This window comes from Parasutterella sp., from assembly GCF_057870745.1.
In genome coordinates, this window is the sequence record NZ_DBMALT010000050.1 from 1 (window position 1) to 17,594 (window position 17,594).

15 protein-coding genes and 1 pseudogene are annotated in these 17,594 nt (G+C 47.3%); all 16 read left to right on the forward strand.

The annotated features are described in order from the left end of the window. Positions 1-641 (forward strand): annotated as a pseudogene (locus tag ACZND6_RS11180) (hypothetical protein); the annotation flags it as partial. A gap of 49 nt (positions 642-690) precedes the next feature. Continuing rightward, positions 691-2,013 (forward strand): IS1634 family transposase, encoded by a 1,323-nt coding sequence (locus ACZND6_RS11185; RefSeq protein ID WP_489524694.1) that lies wholly within the window; start codon positions 691-693, stop codon positions 2,011-2,013. A 91-nt stretch (positions 2,014-2,104) separates the two neighbouring features. Continuing rightward, positions 2,105-2,284: a hypothetical protein gene (locus tag ACZND6_RS11190; RefSeq protein WP_489524687.1), complete on the forward strand. Its 180-nt coding sequence runs from the start codon at positions 2,105-2,107 to the stop codon at positions 2,282-2,284. 2,176 nt (positions 2,285-4,460) lie between these two features. Next, positions 4,461-5,777 (forward strand): hypothetical protein, encoded by a 1,317-nt coding sequence (locus tag ACZND6_RS11195; protein WP_278748232.1) that lies wholly within the window; start codon positions 4,461-4,463, stop codon positions 5,775-5,777. Next, on the forward strand, positions 5,770-8,772 hold the full coding sequence (locus ACZND6_RS11200; protein WP_489524688.1) for a hypothetical protein: 3,003 nt from the start codon (positions 5,770-5,772) through the stop codon (positions 8,770-8,772). The genes ACZND6_RS11195 and ACZND6_RS11200 overlap by 8 nt, the downstream gene beginning before the upstream one ends. Before the next feature lie 99 nt (positions 8,773-8,871). Then, the gene (locus ACZND6_RS11205) at positions 8,872-9,777 is read left to right on the forward strand and encodes a hypothetical protein (RefSeq protein ID WP_489524689.1); all 906 of its coding nucleotides are present in this window, start codon (positions 8,872-8,874) and stop codon (positions 9,775-9,777) included. Further along, positions 9,710-11,599, forward strand: coding sequence for a conjugative transfer system coupling protein TraD (gene traD, locus ACZND6_RS11210; protein ID WP_489524690.1), 1,890 nt, complete (start codon positions 9,710-9,712; stop codon positions 11,597-11,599). Before ACZND6_RS11205 ends, traD begins: the two co-directional genes overlap by 68 nt. Position 11,600: 1 nt before the next feature. Continuing rightward, the gene (locus ACZND6_RS11215; protein WP_302178883.1) at positions 11,601-12,221 is read left to right on the forward strand and encodes an IncC plasmid conjugative DNA transfer DtrJ family protein; all 621 of its coding nucleotides are present in this window, start codon (positions 11,601-11,603) and stop codon (positions 12,219-12,221) included. Positions 12,222-12,224: 3 nt separating this feature from the next. Beyond that, positions 12,225-12,698: a lytic transglycosylase domain-containing protein gene (locus tag ACZND6_RS11220; protein WP_278747755.1), complete on the forward strand. Its 474-nt coding sequence runs from the start codon at positions 12,225-12,227 to the stop codon at positions 12,696-12,698. A gap of 128 nt (positions 12,699-12,826) precedes the next feature. Beyond that, positions 12,827-13,159: a TraA family conjugative transfer protein gene (gene traA, locus ACZND6_RS11225; RefSeq protein WP_270208208.1), complete on the forward strand. Its 333-nt coding sequence runs from the start codon at positions 12,827-12,829 to the stop codon at positions 13,157-13,159. Positions 13,160-13,217: 58 nt separating this feature from the next. Further along, on the forward strand, positions 13,218-13,508 hold the full coding sequence (gene traL / locus ACZND6_RS11230; RefSeq protein WP_021867896.1) for a type IV conjugative transfer system protein TraL: 291 nt from the start codon (positions 13,218-13,220) through the stop codon (positions 13,506-13,508). Between the two features lie 6 nt (positions 13,509-13,514). Beyond that, complete coding sequence (gene traE / locus ACZND6_RS11235) at positions 13,515-14,111, forward strand: type IV conjugative transfer system protein TraE (protein ID WP_281536507.1); 597 nt, start codon at positions 13,515-13,517, stop codon at positions 14,109-14,111. Continuing rightward, positions 14,111-14,836 (forward strand): TraK domain-containing protein, encoded by a 726-nt coding sequence (locus ACZND6_RS11240; protein ID WP_489524691.1) that lies wholly within the window; start codon positions 14,111-14,113, stop codon positions 14,834-14,836. The genes traE and ACZND6_RS11240 overlap by 1 nt, the downstream gene beginning before the upstream one ends. After that, positions 14,833-16,041 (forward strand): TraB/VirB10 family protein, encoded by a 1,209-nt coding sequence (locus tag ACZND6_RS11245; protein WP_489524692.1) that lies wholly within the window; start codon positions 14,833-14,835, stop codon positions 16,039-16,041. The genes ACZND6_RS11240 and ACZND6_RS11245 overlap by 4 nt, the downstream gene beginning before the upstream one ends. A gap of 48 nt (positions 16,042-16,089) precedes the next feature. Beyond that, a complete protein-coding gene (locus tag ACZND6_RS11250) occupies positions 16,090-16,935 on the forward strand; it encodes a DsbC family protein (RefSeq protein ID WP_279173650.1) in 846 nt (281 codons plus the stop codon). Then, positions 16,936-17,594: type IV conjugative transfer system lipoprotein TraV (gene traV, locus ACZND6_RS11255; RefSeq protein ID WP_489524693.1), on the forward strand; the 659-nt coding region annotated here is incomplete at its 3' end.

Consider the following 17,594-nt stretch of genomic DNA (forward strand, 5'->3'; position numbering starts at 1 on the left):
CTCGCGATTCAGACCTTGCCTTTGGCTATGTGCTTGGCGCCACCGCCCGCACTTCGGGACTTTCACCCTGTAGAGTTCGCTCATGCCGAGCGCACATAAAAGATCCGGCCCTTGAAGAATTGGCCCAGCTCTGTTTCGATGTGAAAAAGACACCGGTTCGAGGTGTGAGAGTTACACCTAAATTAGAACAAATCTCTGAGCTGAGGAATGTCGATGCGGGCTACTTCGCCATCCTCAGCACGCAGTTTAAAAATCCCAACGACGCATTGATCGCCTATAAACTTCGTGACGGAGTGGAAAAGAGATTTGATGACCTCAAGAATGATGCCGACTTGAAACGGCTGAGAATGCATTCTTGCCATACCCGGCAGTCGCGCCTATTTGTACAGTTTATCGCCGAAATTCTGAGGTGTTACTTACTTAACGAGATTCAGTCCAACGGTGAAATGCCAAAATATGTCAAAACCGTCACCGGCTTGCTTGATGAAGTGGCATCCATCAGAAGAGTTTCTATCGGGAACCATCGTAAATTTTATAAGCGTCCCACGAAGCATCAACTGCAAATCATGCAAGCTTTAGGAGTACGACTAAACCCTAATCAATGGCCCTCGCTCTCTGACTTGAAAGATACCCAAAGCTAGAATTTACGCTCGTTATTTAGCAGCTTGTGACCGAAAGACACTTCCGGGTATAGAGACTTGGCAGCTCAATCATCAAATTCCCTATCTCGAACCTTTGACGGAACGAGTGTACGGGACACTTTTTGAACAAATCGGGCGAAACGAATCTTGGATTCAAAATTACTTCCGGCATATTGCATCGACGCTTGAAAAAGAGCCCGCCCTGGCCCTGGATTCAACGACCTTCTCAACTTACTCAACAAATCTCAAGGAAGCCCAATACGGCTTCAACAAGGATGCTGATGGACTTCCCACGATTAAATTTGTGACTTTGTATTCGGTGAAAAACAGGCTGCCTATCGCTTATTGCAAGCAGCCGGGCAACATTCCCGATGTCATCAGTATTCAAACTGCACTCAAGCAGCTAAGTGTTCTCGGAGTAACCAAGCCTTTGATTGTTACTGACAACGGTTACTACAGCATGGTTGAATTTCTAGACTCGAATATGAAATTTCTAACCCTTGCATCCCGATCGGCAACTTGGCTTCGCGATATCGTGGAAGAAGCACTGGCAGAGTTGGACAACCTCGACAACATCTGCCCTTACGACACGCAGGTCAAGGGAAAAACCGTCAGCAAGATGCAGGAATTCTCACGTCTGCGTCACAGAAGCACGGCTTCTGCCAAAGCAGGGGAAACTCAGAAGTTTAGCCGCAGAATATACGTCCACATTCTGAGGAACTCTGAAATACAGACTTGCAAAACAAGAGCATTAGAGGAAGAACTTACAGCACTGAGAAGTACGGTATTGAGCGGAGAAGAGCTCTCCGAGTCTGCGGCAAAGAAAGTTGAAAAATATTTGATTCTGAGCCGCCAGGGACGCGGAGGAAAATTAACCGTTAAATTTAACCAGGAAGCCTTTAACGAAACAGCTAAGTTCTTTGGATTGTTTGTGCTGGTATCGAACAAAGCTCAAGACTGCTTTGAGGCGTTAGAAGATTATCGATTGCGGGAAAAAACAGAGGAAGCCTTTGGAATATATAAAGAATATTGTGACGGCAGAAAGCCGAGAGTCTGGACAGGCGACCGCCTCAAAGGAAGGCAATTCGTACAGTTCATTGCTTTGAGCTATCGATGCTGGTTAATAGGAAAGGTTCGAGAAATCAAAGAGTTGTTGGCTAAATGGCTGGTAGAAAAAGAAAAGAAATCTGAAAAATCCAAAGCAGAGAAACTGCTAAGCTGGCTGGATAATAGGTCTCTGGCTCAGATTCTAGATTGGTTCGACTGCATTGAGGAAACAACTGTGGCGAGTAAGGCCGGAGAAATTCGTTGGAAAACGGAATCTATAGAGCGAGACAAGTTCTTTTTATCTCTGTTAGGAATGAAAATTTAATGATCGCCTTCGGTTACTTTTAGGTTCCTAAAAGGCTAAGGTTAGAGTCGGGGTTACGGATTTGAGTGTAAGCAACCCCGAGAAGTTCAGAATGTTGGAAAAAGGCTTGGAGCTCAAGTGGAAAGAAACCGGCCAACAAAAAACCTCTTTCTCTATCTGCAGCGGAAAACGTGCCGAACAAGACTCGCAGAGCCCGTATCTGCCTGAAAAATTGGCAGAAGGATTTAATATGAATCCTTGGCTGGACCGCATCTTTAAAAGAAAAGCTTAAATTCATTATTTGTTAAAGAGCCCGAGCGGCGAAACTTCACCGATCGGGTTTAGCTTACTGCCGCGGGGCGCGCATTAAAATCTAGCGATAAGATACTTACGAATGAAGCACCTTTTTCGATTTGATAAAGAGTTGCGTAATCGTGGGTGTTACCTTAGTAAGGAAACACGGCCACAAAGACTTGAAATTCGACTTGCTCGCCGCCGATGAGCACTGACAGTACATCTTCGCCGTAGTCAACCATAATCCGCTTGCCTCGGTAGTATAAAAAAGCGTATTTTCGAACAATCGGTTTCAACTACATAGGTGAAGACTAGTTCCAACTTCTCAGACCAAACGCTTTTGAGATCATTCATCATAAAGATCAAATTGCCCACCAATTCGCCTTTCCCCGAGGGGTTATATTGCAATAACACAACCTGAGTCTCTTAGTAGTCAAGTCATAAAAGTACAAAAAATATTTTCTGAAGTGTATCCGTCGGTAAAGTTGAAGCGTAAATCAAAATTAAACTTCCACCCCTAAACTCTCCCTGAGCCTCAAAGGGTTTAATTTCTCCGAAATTAAAAAAATTCCTCAAAAATCCCTCCTTTTTTGTAAAAGGGTCACATAGACTGCTCAAACCAACCCCTGTACAGTTACATCTCAACAAGGAACGCTTCTGAAGTTCTTCAAAAGAGAACGGATAAAACCTCGGGAATTCAATAGAAGAACTGTGGCCAGTTTCTTGTTCAGTTTCTTTCTTTGCAATGGTTAATAGAAAGAAACGTTAATTGAGCGAAAGCTCAAAAAACAAGACCGAGGGTAATGCTGGTTGAGACCGGCGCCAAATTCAGAAGGTAAAACTTTTAAATTTGAACTCACGGCCGTTTGTAAAAGGTCAATTAAAAGACCTAAACAGACGGATCGGAAAATTGTCTGAAAACAGGATGAACTTTTCAGGCTCTCATCCGATCAATTCCAAAGCATCTTTGAGGTTCCACAAAGACTCTTCGAAGTGCTTGAGAAGAGCTTGCTCCTCTTAAGAGCTGCTTAACAGCTGACCTCACCGTATTGAACGTCCTGCTCCGGACGGAGGAAGGCTGGAGAACTTCTCCTCGCGGTAGAAGTTTTAACGAGCAGTTTTGATTTCGGATCTTGCTTCCCGAGATCAACACTTCGCAGCGGCTTTTGCCATGCTGAGGAAAAACATCGACCTTGTGTCGAAATTGCGCAGACTGCTTCCTGGTAAGGAGACAAGAAGCGCAGAGGAAAATTTAGAGAGACCGAAGACGGATGCTTCCGGGCTTTAAACCCGGCGCGGCAGAAAGTCAGTAAAGGGGAACGTGGTTAAGAGGATGTGTATTGCCCATCTGAATCTCCTCCCTCACCTTTAATGATCGACTGCACGGTTTGGCGACAGGCATCTTTCTGAGGCGGTTCTTTTAGGTTGGATTTGTTTAAGGCGAATTTCTAAACCTTTCCTGCATCAGGGTAACGTGTGCCAAACTGCAGGAAAGACGATGAAAGAGATTTCATCTCGGTTCGAGGTCTTGCCCGTCGATGAATATCGATTGACCGAAGCCGTGAGGCCGAGCCTTCGCTTCAAATTCAAACTTAAGAAAACGTTTCAGACGTCCGAGGGTTCTTGCTCTACGAGCATTCTCTCTTAATGTTCCGGGTCGGCCGGCCCCGCGAGGGCCGGCTAAAGGCCGAATCTTTTTTCAACCGCTAACCATCCGGGTTAGATATTTTAGTTAAGTGCCTTTTCGAAATGGTTGGACCAACGTTTGTGTTGTAATGGTAAAACGCTACTTTAATGGTAGTAAAGCTAATGGAACTAAAGTGGAAATTAGTTAAAAAGTAATGAACCTTTTTTGCCCTATTAGTTAGACGATTTGCATTTGCGGTGTTAGTGTTATTACCAAATTGGTAATGTACGTTAAACCATATTAGCCCATGGCTAATTTGTTGTAACCCTGACGTTACCATTTTAGTAATGTTTGATTCAATCTAAAAACAGAAATAATGCATTACGGAGGGATTTTTTGTGCCTCTTAATATGAATTAATGCTGTCCTTAGACACTTAACAGAAGTTTCTACCTAAAGTTAGTCATAACTATCCCCTGGCTTCTTTTATAGGGTGATCATTAATGAGTCATTAGGACATTTCATTCACTCTATTCAGGAGATGCAATATGAAGAAATCTGTCTGTCAAATTTTCAACAAAAACTGTCTTGAAACGGGGTTGAAACCCGATATCCCCACAATCAACGCAGCAGCACTGGAATATGTAAAACGCTTCCCTATCTTTAATGTTCCTGCTGTTGCTTTTTCCGACAGAGATTTTGATGAGACCATTGCCGCCTACCTTCCTTATCCGATCGTGAAGGTAGTGCCGCTGGGTAGAACACCCGTTGAATCCAAGAAAGTATTTCCGTCGATCACGGATTGCATCCGTCTTCTTAAAGCTTATGCCCAAGGCGAACAAAAGCTCTACAACGAACTGGAAGACCGTTTTATGAAGCCCTCCAAGATCGCTTCACGTAGGCAGTTCATGGAGACCGTTATCGCTTGGGCTATCATCTTCTTCTACTTAAAGATCAGAAGAGATCATCGTTATTTCACGGCCCTTTCTTTCCTGCTCTCTTCCCATACCCTCTTGAGCTATGTAAATCGTTTTGAATTCATCCTGCAGGACAAGGACGTTACTCCGGAAGAAGCAGAAGAAATGCAGTCTCGCCGTATCTGGAGAACTTTGTCTGTTTTGAAGGATCCTATCCTTCTTAATCCTCATTTGAATCAATTTCTCGGTGACCTTGCTCCTCACGTTCACAAGGAAGAGTTTCCGATGGTCGCCCTTGAGCTCATCCCTAAGCTTTACGATTCTGCCGGTGAACATAAAGAGAAGATTGACAGCTACATGAACGGAGCCTTGGACGACTTTGCTAAGCAGTATGCTGCCGAGTCCGGAGTCAGTCTCTCTAATCCTTCTTCTGCGGTCTTAAATAAAAACCGTGGTATCAGCAAAGGAAGAGCGAGCGGATATGGCATGGATATCCCTATTGGCATCTCCAACAAAGACTTTATCTACGCTTTTGTCGACGTTGTCAGCTTGATGTCCTTTGTGGTTAAACGTCGTTTTGGTTTGAAGAATAAGGTAAGTGCTTTGTTTGTCCTTTACACACTCCAGCATCTGCCTTTCTTTAATCTTCAAACAGACTTCCGCAACATCAAGACTTCCAAGCTCTGGCCGGTTTTGATGCACAAAGACGGTCAAACGTCGGTCACCGCCGCTCCTGGGCCGCTTGTTCACTTTTCTACAGCTTCCTTGGTTGGCCACGGACCTTTTGATTATCAAGGCTGGGCATCCAAAGGCTGTCCAAAGAATCTCGCTCCTTTTAATACTCCTAAAGGTTTTCAGAAAGATGCTCGTAAAAGTCTCCGTCAGTTAAACCAGTGCTGCAATTCTTTCCTTAAGTCCTTCCTTCATTATCAACATAACAATGGCTAAACCTTCCATGCCCCTCGCCGATTGCCTGAGGCCTTTTAACCAATCTGACCGCCATAAGGTTCAGCCATTGATCAATGAGCTGAGACAAGCGGTCGGAGACGACCATCTGCTGGGAATACAAACAGAGCTTTTTGATGTATTAGTAAAGATCGTCGGTAATTTTCCTTTGAGCTCCGGTTCAGGTTACTTTTGGCCGGGAAGCTACATCGATTTCTCTTTAAAGTTAAGCTGCATTGCGCTTAATCTTCTGCGTCAGCGCATCCAGTTCTTCACGATGCCGCTGGCACAGAAAGAGTTTGAGACTCAGCTTTTAAAACTCTTGGTTCTAACCATCTGTTTCTTCTTCAACTTACGCATTACGGCCATGACGTTCTGTGTGGCTGCAGAGAACGGAGATGAGTTTCGGTTTGAAGTGCCTTATGAAGATTGGTTCAAGGAACACGAGGGGCAGGAACTTACGCTGTACCACAATGTCGATCCGGATCCTGAGGCTGCAGCCGGCAACATCAATCGTCTCGTCCTTAAATATCTTCCGGAATCTCTCCAAAAGCGCTTTGCAAAGAGCTTTAAGCGAGGATACCTTGCGCTGTTATCTAAATTTATCCGCGGAGACGTCGGAAGTATTGTGAAGGATGAATTCATCCTCATCTTAATTTCTCAAGCAGAATCCATCCTCAGAGAGCAGATGACGACTGAATTTGCCAGACAAGGAGAAGAGCCGCCTCACTATATTCCTTCAATCCTGAGCTGGGCAATTTGCGCCCTGCTCGCAAACGAACTTTCTCCGGAAGCAGCGCTTAGGAAGTCCGATGCGATAGGGAATAAAGAACCTCTTCAAATCGTTGCACGTGCGATCACGTGCAAGGACGGAGAAATCTATGCCGTAATCGAATATTTCTTTCCTCTCTTAACGGCCAAGCTTCAAGAACTCTTTCCTCGCCAGACATGGCGAGAGAAAGAGGTTCTCAGAATGTGCTGTCAGTGCGGAATCTTTGACTTGAAAGAAGGCGCTACTTTTGAAGAAGTCGCAAACCGCATTGAAATTTATAAGAAATGCGGAAAAGAAGTTGTCTCTACACCCGTACAAGGTCTTCGCTTTAATAATTTCCTTCTTTATGTCGCAAATGACAGCTATTTCGGGAGAACCGTTCAATCTCTCCAAGCTAAGCACTCTGTCAATGCTAATGATAAGAAACTGAAAGAGCTCGGTCTTTACAAGCCGGTTGCCAAATGGCAATGGGAAGACAAGAAACTGATGATGGAACGTTTGAAACCCTACTTTGAAGAGGTATTAGCACCAAAAACGGAAGAGGATAGGGAAAGAAGGGAATTTTTTGCTCAATTGATGGAAAAGGCCCGCAAGCGCTGGAAAGAAGAAGAACGAGCCCTTAAAGAAGCTGAAGAAGCCAAAGTCCCTCCGGCAATTCTCGCTCAGCGTAAAGCCGATTTAGAGCATGCTTTGCGAGCATTCGAAGAAGCGAAAGAGAAATTTGACTGCGAATTCAACGTAAAGAAGAAACAAGCCAAAAACAAAAAGGCAAAATCTAAGGAAGCTGCTGCCAAAGAAGCTTCTGAAGAAGCACCAGCTGAAACCAATAAAACTGAAGAACCTGCAAAAGAAATGTCTAACACAAACTTAATCGTCGTTCAGAAGTCCGAAGAGCCCTCTATTCCGATGATCCAAACCTCGCACGCAATTAAAGCCTCGTGCAAACTCGTCTTTAATGCTCTTTGTCACGACACAAGCAGATTCTTCAGAGGTGTCGGGGAATGCTTTTCTGTTCACAGCTGGCTAGCTAAGCGCGGCTATCGACTCGTGAAAATCAATTCTGAAGAATCCTCTCCTTCTAATGCTCAAAAGAAGTCTGAAGTTAAACAGATTACTTGTGAGTCTAAGAAGGCCGGCGCCGCTGAAGAAAGCTCTTCTTTAATTATCAGTCCGACCACTGAAGCTCCCGTTGCTGAAGAACCAGTCTCGACTGTCCAGGAGACCCAGCGCGAAGACGCATCCGTTGAAACCGTTGCAGAAAAGTCTTCCGAAGAAAACAAAACTGTTGCTTCTGAAAACAGAGCCACCGTTTCTGCCGAGACCGTTAAACAAACCTCGACTGAAGAATCTTCGAAGATAAGCAGAGAAGTCGCCAATCCCGAACTTCAGCAGCAATTAGTCCAAAGACTTAATGAGTCTGTAGAAAAATCTTCTATCCATCCAGAAAAACTTGCCGATATGGAAATGGATGCTGAAATCAAGAGACTGGCTTCTTTGAAGAACAAGGATAAATCCGACAGCTTGTCGGATAAGAAGACTTCTCAAGATGGCAAGGCGAATTCCAAAGAAAATGCAACAGCTAATACCTGGGCTCAATTCGTAGCTCAGCAAACCAAGCCATCCTCCTCTAATGCTCAAAGCAAGTCTGACAAACCCTTCGATGCTAAGAATCCGTCAGTCGACGCCGCATCCGAAACGTCCCCTGCGACCAATGCAGAAAAGCCTAAAGCTAAACGCGGCCGCAAAAAGATAGCAGATGTCCAAACCGCTAATGCAACTGAGAATGCTGCCACCACTCCGAATGTCAAACAAGCTGGAAAGCAAAAGGTCTCAAGTGAAGCAAAACCTGCCCCTGCTGCAAAACCTAAAGCAAATACAGCAGCATCCACTCAGCCGAAATCAAACGCAGCTCCTTCTGACCAAAATCCTCCGAAGGCTAAACGTGGTCGTAAGCCAAAAGCTCTTCAGTCGGCTAATTCTCAGGTATCCAACGATGCCGCGAAGTCTAAGGAAGTTTCTGTTGTCCAGGCTGCCAAGGTTAACAAGGCTGCAAAGACAGCTAAGTCCGCTGCTCAGCCAAAAGATTCAGTCAAACCGGCAGAAAAAACAGCTAAAGCTGCGACTCAAGCCAAAGCAGAAGCCAAGCCGGTACTTAAAGCTCCTGCAAAGACGCCTTCCTCAGGAAAGTCTTCGGCTAAAGCTATTCAAGCCGCTTTAACCGCCTAGCCGTCCTTCTCTTAATTCTCAAAACATTCCAAATCGACCGTTTTTACGGCCGATCGGGGGAGTTTTGTACCTAACGAATACCTATTGAAGCTTTTTACTATGGCCACACTTCATTTACCTTCTCGAGACAAAGTCATCTTGAGCTGTACGGAAACCAGGAAGAAATTCGACGAATTGCCGGACTGGGACAAAATGATGCTGTCCCGTGCAGCCATGAGAGCCCTCTTCATGGACAATCCAGATGTCATCCTGACGATTGATAAATTAAAGGTTATCTCTCGCGACCATAAACATCCTCAAAATCGTAAAGATCCCTACGGCAGGAAAATCTGGTATCTCCCTAACCGTTATCTCAGACCGGAATACGAATACACAGTTAAACCAAAAGAAAAGCCTACTTGGGAAGAAATGGCCAAGGAGTACAAGTCAAAGAGGATTAAATCTTCACGATCAGTGACCGCTGCGCAGAAAGAAAACAGAAAGATCCAGCTCTGCCATCGTCATTTCTACGTGGACGAATACATGGAGCTTATGGCGACTAACGCCAAAAGGGATCGTCTTAAACGTATGCAGACTCGAGAGCCTTACAAGTACACCAGAAAGATCGTCTTAAAGCTCAGCAAATCCGATCAGCGCTCAAGGGAGCGAGAAGTCTTAAAGAAGATGAGCCAGACTTACACCGCACACGAAATCATTACTTATCAGAAATGGTATGAGTGGCGAGAAAAAGCCCGAAAGCTTCTTCCTTTAAAGGCCGAATTCTTCAACCAGTGTCTGCGACGATATCGGAACAAGGCGCTAAGCCGCGGGGAAAAGTTTTCTAAAGTCCGTCCGCTTAAACCTTGTCTTGATCTCAACCACGAAGTCTATTACCGCTCCAAGCGAGACAAATACATCCCGCTCGAAGTCTTTAACCACACTTTTAATCCTTTCCCTAATGTTCACTATCCGAGAAGATACTGCTATCCGGAGGCGCCTAAGCCGTCCGTACAGACGGTCCCATGAGTTGGCTGCAGTGCTCCCGTGGTTTGCGTCGTCCGCATACCTGGCATTTTTGAGTTATCAAAACATCCTTCCTTTAAATCTCAGTATTGCTTTGCTCTCAATAACACTGGGAATGGGCGGCTACCGCTTGTCTAACGGTCTTCGCATTCTGAGAGCCAGAAGTCTGCTGTCAGGCAGGCGGATGGAGCTCATGAAGTTTTCCAGAGCGTTAGAAGACTTTGACGACAAATCCGTCTGTATCGGATACGGATTTACGTGGCTGCCGGAACACACGCAAAAGCTTCATGACTTATCTCGCCTCAATATCTCAACCTTAATGCTCCCGTCTTTTATGCATCGTCTCTTTAATCGTCACGACAAGACTCAGCTGCCTGAAGAAATCGGCATGCCGTATCTTCACGGGCTGGATGCGTCCGAGAAGACACTGCGCCGAGCCCTCAAAAACTTTGAGGGCGGCCTGCTCATCGTCGGAACGACCCAAGCCGGTAAAGGCGTGATACTGAACTTCATCATGACGCAGGCCATTCTGAGAGGCGATGCCGTCATCTTCATTGATCCTAAAGGATCTGACCGCATGTACAAGGCATTCTGCCGAGCCTGCGAGAAAGCAGGCCGTGGCAAGCCGCTGCGTTTTCATCCCGGAAACCGCTCAAAGAAGGATGGAATACGTTTTGATGTGACTGCCGTTTTTAGTACCGGCGCCCAGATTGCCACTCGCGTGATGTCGGTGGTTCCCGGAGAAGACAACGTCTTCAAGCAGTTCGCCTGGTCTTGTATCAAGACCTTTGCGGACGCCATGATTGAACTCGGAGAAAAGCCTTCTTTGAAGTCCTTGTCTCAGAACATTAACAAAGGCATTGAAGATCTTCTCCGAGCCTTAATCCTCCAAGTGGTCAAACAGCATGCTGACCCGGACTGGAGAGAACAAGCCGAATCCTTCCTTCCTGCAAGAAGAGAAAACTGCACTGACGCCATCCACGAACTTAATGTTCTGGTGTCTTGGTACGAGAACGTACTGCCTACGTATCTGCATACGATGGTCGTCGGCGAATGCTTAAAGATCTTCCATCACTCTAAAGAGCACTATTCCAAAATTACCGCAACACTTATGCCGATCTTTGCGATGTTGACTAGCGGCCCTCTGGAAGAATCTTTATCTCCTGATCCGTCTGACGCTTCCGATAAACGTCCCATCTGGGATATGGAATCTCTCGTTAAATGTAAAGGCGTCCTTTATGTCAACCTTGACTCTTTGTCGGACAACATGATTGCCTCTGCCGTCGGTTCCATGCTCTTATCCGACTTAACGGCTTATGCCGGTAAACGGTACAACCTCGGCTTAAACGACGTTCGTATTTCGCTCTATGTCGACGAAGCCTCGAATGTGATCAATCAGCCCTTAATTGAACTGCTCAATAAAGGCGCCGAGGGCGGCGTGTACACCACGATTGCGATTCAGACGGTACCTGACTTAGCACATCGTTTGGGATCCGTCCATGCAGCACGCATGGTTCTCGGCAACTGCAACAACTTAATCGCTCTGCGCTGTAAAGATCGAGAAACTCAGGACTTTGTCACCGAAACCTTCGGCAAGACGTATATCCACAATGTCGACACCACTTTGTCAACCCATGCTGATACGCATATCGGCATGCCTTCTTTTAAAGGCGGTGCTTCACACAAACGCACGGCCGTGCGCGAAGAGATTATTCCGTCGGAATATCTCGGCAAGCTCCCGAACGCCCAGTTCTTTGCTTCTCTTGGTGGCGGTCATCTAATGAAAGGCCGCGTCCCTGTCATTATCGACGACGAGGAAAACTAAGATGCTCTCCCGACTCTTAATCCTCTTAATGATCCTTGTCTTAAGTTCCGTCATCTGGTGGCCGGGATTAAATGAAGCCTCGTCTTTTGAGAACTTGTCAGAACTCCATCTCAAAGACACAAGCCAAAAGGTCGGCTCCTTGTTTGAGTCTATGAGACCCGTGGTTGACGGCGTCCGCGCCAAAGTGACCGGTTCCTTTAATGCTCTTTTAGGAGATTCTTACCTTCCGTCCGCGGAAGTGGACGGACAAAAGGATGCTCCCACAAAAGAATTCTTTACGCGCCTTTGGTCTTCGCCCTACTTTGTCTCGATGCGAGCCATGCTGGAGATGTCCTGTGTTCGAGCCATATTGGCAATAGGCTGGTTTGCGTTCTTGTCTCCGATTTTGATTGCTGTGGTCATTGATGCCTGGGTTGTCAGACGCCTGAAGTATGAGAGTTTTGCAGTGCACCATCCGACGCTCTATCAAGTCGCCTTGTCTTCTCCGACCGTTCTTTTGATTTGTGCTTTTGCCGTGATGCTGATGCCCTGGTTTATCCCGGCGTGGATTGCTGCGCTCTTTTACGTGGCCTTCCTTATGTCCATCCATTTGATCGTCTCTAACTTCCATCGATTCGGATAACTTATGAAACGTCTTCTTCTTTTAATGCTCCTTTCCTTTGCAGGAACTTGGGTTTCTGCTGCGGAAGACTGCTTTGACCGAATCGCACGCGATAAAGGTCTGGATGCGGATTTGCTTCGCGCGATTGCTTTTGTGGAATCTTCCGGCAATCCGTCTGCCGTCGGACGCAACGCTTCGAGCGAAGATTACGGACTCATGCAGATCAATTCCGGCTGGTTGAAGCGTTTTAAGACCTCAAAGTCAGAATTGCTCAATGACGCCTGCTTTAACGTTCAAGTCGGTGCAGAGATCTTGGCGGATAACTTTAGTCGCGCCGCGCACCCCTGGGATGCCGTCGGCGCCTACAACGCCGCCTGCACTCGACTTAAAGGTCAGGACTGTATCGATGCCCGACAAAAGTATGCCTGGAAAGTCTATCGAGCCTACATAGGAATGTCTGACGCTAAACGTCAAAAGCTCAGAGACATCACCTCTTAATTCTCTTTTTTAAACATTTTTTGTAACGCCTTCCGCGTCGCTTTTTGACAAAGGCCGCGGTTGCGGAGGGATTTTTTGTCCTTAATCGGCCTTTGTCTTCTCTTTTACTTAACTTTTAGGAGTTTTTAATGACTTTATCTACCGCCGCAAACAGAACTTTTGCTTTTGTTCCTGCTCTGCTTTCCGTCTCTGTTTTTGTTCTGAGCGCCGTCTGTCCGGACGCGGCTTGGGCGGGAACTTCGACCGGCGGCCAGGAGCACTTTGCGGATCTTTACGCGATGTTGAAGGCCTGGAGTACCGGCACGCTCGGTAAATCCATCGCCTTAATGTTCCTGCTTGTCGGTTTAGGTGTCGGCGTCATCCGCGGCTCCATCATGGGCGCCGTGGGCTGCGTTGCCGCTTCCATGGCTTTGTTCATCGGACCGCAGATCATTGAACAGATCTTCACGGCCCTGATCTAACTCGTCTGATCGGATGCCCGAAGCTCCTTCGGGCTTCCGTTCTCTCAAGGAATCAAACATGGAATCCTTTAATCCTCACGAATACGTTCCGCGCCGATTGGATGCGCCTGCAAAGTTTCTGCTTTGGGACTTTGACTTGGTCGCCTCCGGCATTGCGGGACTCGCCTTCGGCATCATCGTTAATTCTCTTCTGATGGGTGCGATTGCCTCTTATGCGGCCATCTGGGCCTACAGCCGACTCAAGCAAAAGCGTCATCCCGGATACGGACTTCATTACCTCTACTGGCAGTTTCCTTTTAGAACCTTTAAGCGCACTCCGCCATCGAGCCGCCGCTTTTTTGTCGGATAACCGAATATGAACGTTAAAGAATATACGACTGAGATCTCTGCTCGTCTTGCACTGCGCTCATTCTTTATTTATGCCTTTGCCGCGTCTCTCATTGTCAATGTCATTCTCGCCTTCGGCTTAATCGTCCTTGATAAGAAAGACCGCGTCGTCGTGCTGCCGGCAGAAATCACGAAGTCTTTCTGGCTGGATGCCGACGGCGTCTCTCCGGAGTATTTAGAGCAGATGGGACTTTTTGCTTTACAGCTCGCGCTTAATAATTCTCCTGAGACCTTTGAGCACAACCAAAGAAAGTTGCTTCAGTATGTCTCGCCCGAACAAAGAGGTGCGACTGAAGTCTTCTTAACTGCCCAAGGACGCCGCATGAAGAGCGCCAATGCTTCCGTTCATATGCTTCCTGAAGCGGTTGAGACCAGAGCCTCCGCCATGCAGGTTTCCGTTCGAGGAAACGTTCGTCAGTTCATCGGGGACAAACTCACTTCCATGCGGAAGAAGTGCTGGATCGTGAAGTTCACCTACCGAAACTCTCGTCTTTGGTTAGAAACCATGCAGGAAGCCGACTGCAAACGACCGTTTGAACCGATGAAGCCCACCGGAGAAATCTAATGATCCTTCCTAATCGTCTTCTCATTCTCAGCGTATTTCTTTGCCAGTCGGTTGTTTTCTTTAGTCCTTCTCTTAATGCTAAAGAGATGCCCAAAGAATCGGCCGTATCAGACGCCCAGTCTTCCGTGCATGCAGCAGTCGCTTATAAACAGCCTAACCGTGTTGTCGTATTAAACAGCAAGATTGTCCGAGCGGTTTACGACAACAATCTGATCCAAGCCGATAAAGATCCGACTACCGGTTCTTTGTACGTAGTTCCGCTGACTAAAGAGACCACAGGAATGTTTGTGGTGACCGAATCCGGTCAGACACACAGCATTACGCTCTCTCCTAAGGAGCGTTTAACCGCTCAAACCGTCACGCTGAAAGAGTCCGGAACTTTCTCTTCTTTTAATGGTCCCGCTGTTTCGTCAGAACTTTCCGGTCTTCCTTATGAAGAACGGATTCAGACCGCTCTGAAACTCATCCCGCAATTACGGGACTACGAAGGCGAAGCACTCGGCGGCATGCTTGCGGGCGCCTATCTCCACGCTCAGCCTGTCAGAGCATGGAATGTCTTAGGACTGAGACTAGAACGCTACCGCATCCTTAATCGTACAAAACACAAACAGACGGTTCGTGAACCGGAGTTTTGGAGAAACGGTGTTTTAGCCGTTGCGACTGAAGCTTCTGATCTTGCGCCCGGAGCCTCTGCTGATCTTTGGTTAGTGAGGTCAGCAAGATGAGCGTCAAGAGCTATTTCGAAAGTGAGCGAAGAAAAAAACAGATCACCTGGACGCTCATTGTCTTAGGTGCGCTTTTTGCCGGGGCCATGCTTTCTTCTTACTACTCTGATGACAAAAAGCCGGCTGCAGCCCCTCAGATCACAAGCACCACTCAAATCTCGATGGTTCCGTCTAAAGCCGATTACGAACAGCATCAAGCCATCTATAACGATCGTCTGCTGAACTTAGAAAGGGAGTCCAAAGAAGCAAAGCAGAGAGAAGCCAAACTTCAAAGCGATAAGAAACGCTTGGAAGATCGTATTGCACTCTTAGAAAAGAACGCTCCTAAGGCTAATCGTCCGACGGATGCCGCATCGTCTGAAGACGGCTGGCCGCCTTCCGAGATTCTCGGAAAGCAGCCGATCAGCAAGAAGACAGGCTTTACAAGCGGCAATCAGCCTCAAGGCAGATATTCTCGCCAGCAGCAGGATGCCCCGGCCTCTTCTCCGGCGCCTCGTCTTGTCATCAACAATTTCGGCTCTGCTCCCAGTCCTTCTAATGTTCTCGGAACGCTGCCGGCTAAAGCAAAACCTGAAACCTTGTCTTATCTGCCGAGCGGCACGTTTGCTAAAGCTCGCCTCTTAAACGGCGCCACTGCGCCGACCAGAGGACAAGGCTCAGGCAATCCGGTTCCCGTGCTTTTAGAGCTCACAGATTCAGCAGTCATGCCTAATCTCTATCGATCCGGTATTAAGCGCTGCTTTGTGACCGCCAATGCAACCGGAGAATTAGCGAGCGAACGTGTGCTGATTCGTCTTGACCGCTTGTCTTGTATTGATGAAAACGGAGGAGCCGTAGATAAAAAGATTCAAGGATATGTCTCCGGCGAAGACGGTAAAACGGGTCTTCGTGCCCGCTTAGTCACTAAGAGCGGACAAGCCATCGCGAATGCGCTTTTTACCGGAACCTTAGCCGGTCTCGGCAAGGCTGTGTCTTTAGCTTCTGAGAATCAAACGACTTCCATTACCGGAACCGTTTCTACTACGGTCACTAATCCCTGGAAAGCGGGATTCGGAGAAGGCGCCACACACGCCATGGATCGAATCACTGATTACTACTTAAAGCTCGCAAGCGACATGTTCCCGGTTCTTGAAGTGGATTCCGGACGCAATGTCGAGATTGTCATCTCCAACGGCTTGTCCATTGAACGAAATACCAAACCTTAATTTTTTGCCATGTTTAAACCATCCTCCCTCCTAACCGTCCTAATCTCAATGGGACTTGCCGCACCGATTTCGAGTTTTGCTTCCGGTGCGTGCGTCAATCCCGACTTTAAGGCTCAGACAGTTTCTGCCGTTAAGACTTCTGTTGCACAGAAGGCAGCTGTTGCTAACACTCCTGCGTCTATAGAGTCCAACAAACCATCCATTCCTTTAATCGCCGGCCAAGCCAACGAATTAAAGACTGCTGCGGATAACTTTAAAACGCGTTATCCCAAGACTAAAGTTCTTGCGTACCGGCTGACGCCGCTAGCAGGCATCTTTGAAGCCACCGTCGGCAAAGAAGTGATCTACTTTGATAAGACAGCAAGGTTTGTGTTTTCCGGTCGTCTCTTAGATATGGATCGAGGAGAAGACTTAACCGACAAACGTCTTAAAGACTTAAGAAGAATCGCTTTTGATTCTTTACCTCTGGATAAAGCGGTCAAGACCGTATACGGAAACGGTACAAGAAAGCTTGTCGTCTTTACCGATGTCGATTGTCCTTTCTCCCGCAAACTCGGAACCACGCTTAAATCCCTAAAAGACGTGACGGTCTATACGTTCCTTTTCCCGCTGGAATCCATTCATCCGGAAGCACGAGGAAAATCTGATGCCGTTTGGTGCGCTAAAGATCCCTCTAAAGCGCTTGCCTATGCTTTAAAGGGCGAACCTATGCTCAACGCCATTGCAGACAATCCGGTTTGCCCGTCTCCGGTCAATGACATTCTGGCCTTGGCTAAGCAGCACGGCATCGGCGGAACCCCGACACTCATCAATGAAGCCGGAGACCGAACTGCCGGCGCCCTTCCGCTCGACAAACTTGAGGCGTTTATTAACGCTCCTTTGCAAGGAAACTAAATGAAACGTCTCTCCTTAATCGTCTCTGCGGTTTCTGCAGCGCTAATGCTTTCCGGTTGCGGATCGCTCACAGGATTTTCTAATGCAAAGACGGACTTTGCCTGTGCTGATCTCTCCGAAGGCCCATCCTGCAGAAACATCTCTCAAGTCTATGAAGAAAACAATCCGACCACTCCCGTTGTCTTAGCTGCTTCTGAGGACGAAGACTTTGTCCAGCCGTTCTTTGAACCTAACCAGACAAAGGGCAATCCGGAAGTCAAAACGGAATCGACCGAAGTTTCTGTCGAGCTAACACAGACGAGCGCCGTTGAACGCACTTCCGACTTTGTCACGATTGTTCCGGCACGGCCTTGGCGCAAACCTGAGACTGTTCTTCGTGTTTGGCTCGCACCTTTCCACGACAAGTTAGGCGACCTCCATGACCAACGTTATCTCTACGTTCGTTTAGAAAACGGCGGCTGGACAACTGACAGCGTCAACGAACTTGTCTCGTCATCCCGTTTGTCTAAACCCGTCTATCCGTTGTCTTCCGACCAGCCTCAGGATCCCAACGAAGCCAAATCGAGTAGGGGGACGGGTTTCCCCGCCCCTCTCTCACAGCACCCATCGTGCGGTACCGCAATGGGCGCTTCATTAACGGATCTCCATAAAGCGGAGAG

Excerpts from the sequence above, each read along its gene's own strand:
- ACZND6_RS11190 (WP_489524687.1), top strand. The coding sequence starts at position 2,105 with ATGTTGGAAAAAGGCTTGGAGCTCAAGTGGAAAGAAACCGGCCAACAA.
- ACZND6_RS11195 (WP_278748232.1), top strand. The coding sequence starts at position 4,461 with ATGAAGAAATCTGTCTGTCAAATTTTCAACAAAAACTGTCTTGAAACG.
- ACZND6_RS11200 (WP_489524688.1), top strand. The coding sequence starts at position 5,770 with ATGGCTAAACCTTCCATGCCCCTCGCCGATTGCCTGAGGCCTTTTAAC.
- ACZND6_RS11205 (WP_489524689.1), top strand. The coding sequence starts at position 8,872 with ATGGCCACACTTCATTTACCTTCTCGAGACAAAGTCATCTTGAGCTGT.
- traD (WP_489524690.1), top strand. The coding sequence starts at position 9,710 with ATGTTCACTATCCGAGAAGATACTGCTATCCGGAGGCGCCTAAGCCGT.
- ACZND6_RS11215 (WP_302178883.1), top strand. The coding sequence starts at position 11,601 with ATGCTCTCCCGACTCTTAATCCTCTTAATGATCCTTGTCTTAAGTTCC.
- ACZND6_RS11220 (WP_278747755.1), top strand. The coding sequence starts at position 12,225 with ATGAAACGTCTTCTTCTTTTAATGCTCCTTTCCTTTGCAGGAACTTGG.
- traA (WP_270208208.1), top strand. The coding sequence starts at position 12,827 with ATGACTTTATCTACCGCCGCAAACAGAACTTTTGCTTTTGTTCCTGCT.
- traL (WP_021867896.1), top strand. The coding sequence starts at position 13,218 with ATGGAATCCTTTAATCCTCACGAATACGTTCCGCGCCGATTGGATGCG.
- traE (WP_281536507.1), top strand. The coding sequence starts at position 13,515 with ATGAACGTTAAAGAATATACGACTGAGATCTCTGCTCGTCTTGCACTG.
- ACZND6_RS11240 (WP_489524691.1), top strand. The coding sequence starts at position 14,111 with ATGATCCTTCCTAATCGTCTTCTCATTCTCAGCGTATTTCTTTGCCAG.
- ACZND6_RS11245 (WP_489524692.1), top strand. The coding sequence starts at position 14,833 with ATGAGCGTCAAGAGCTATTTCGAAAGTGAGCGAAGAAAAAAACAGATC.
- ACZND6_RS11250 (WP_279173650.1), top strand. The coding sequence starts at position 16,090 with ATGGGACTTGCCGCACCGATTTCGAGTTTTGCTTCCGGTGCGTGCGTC.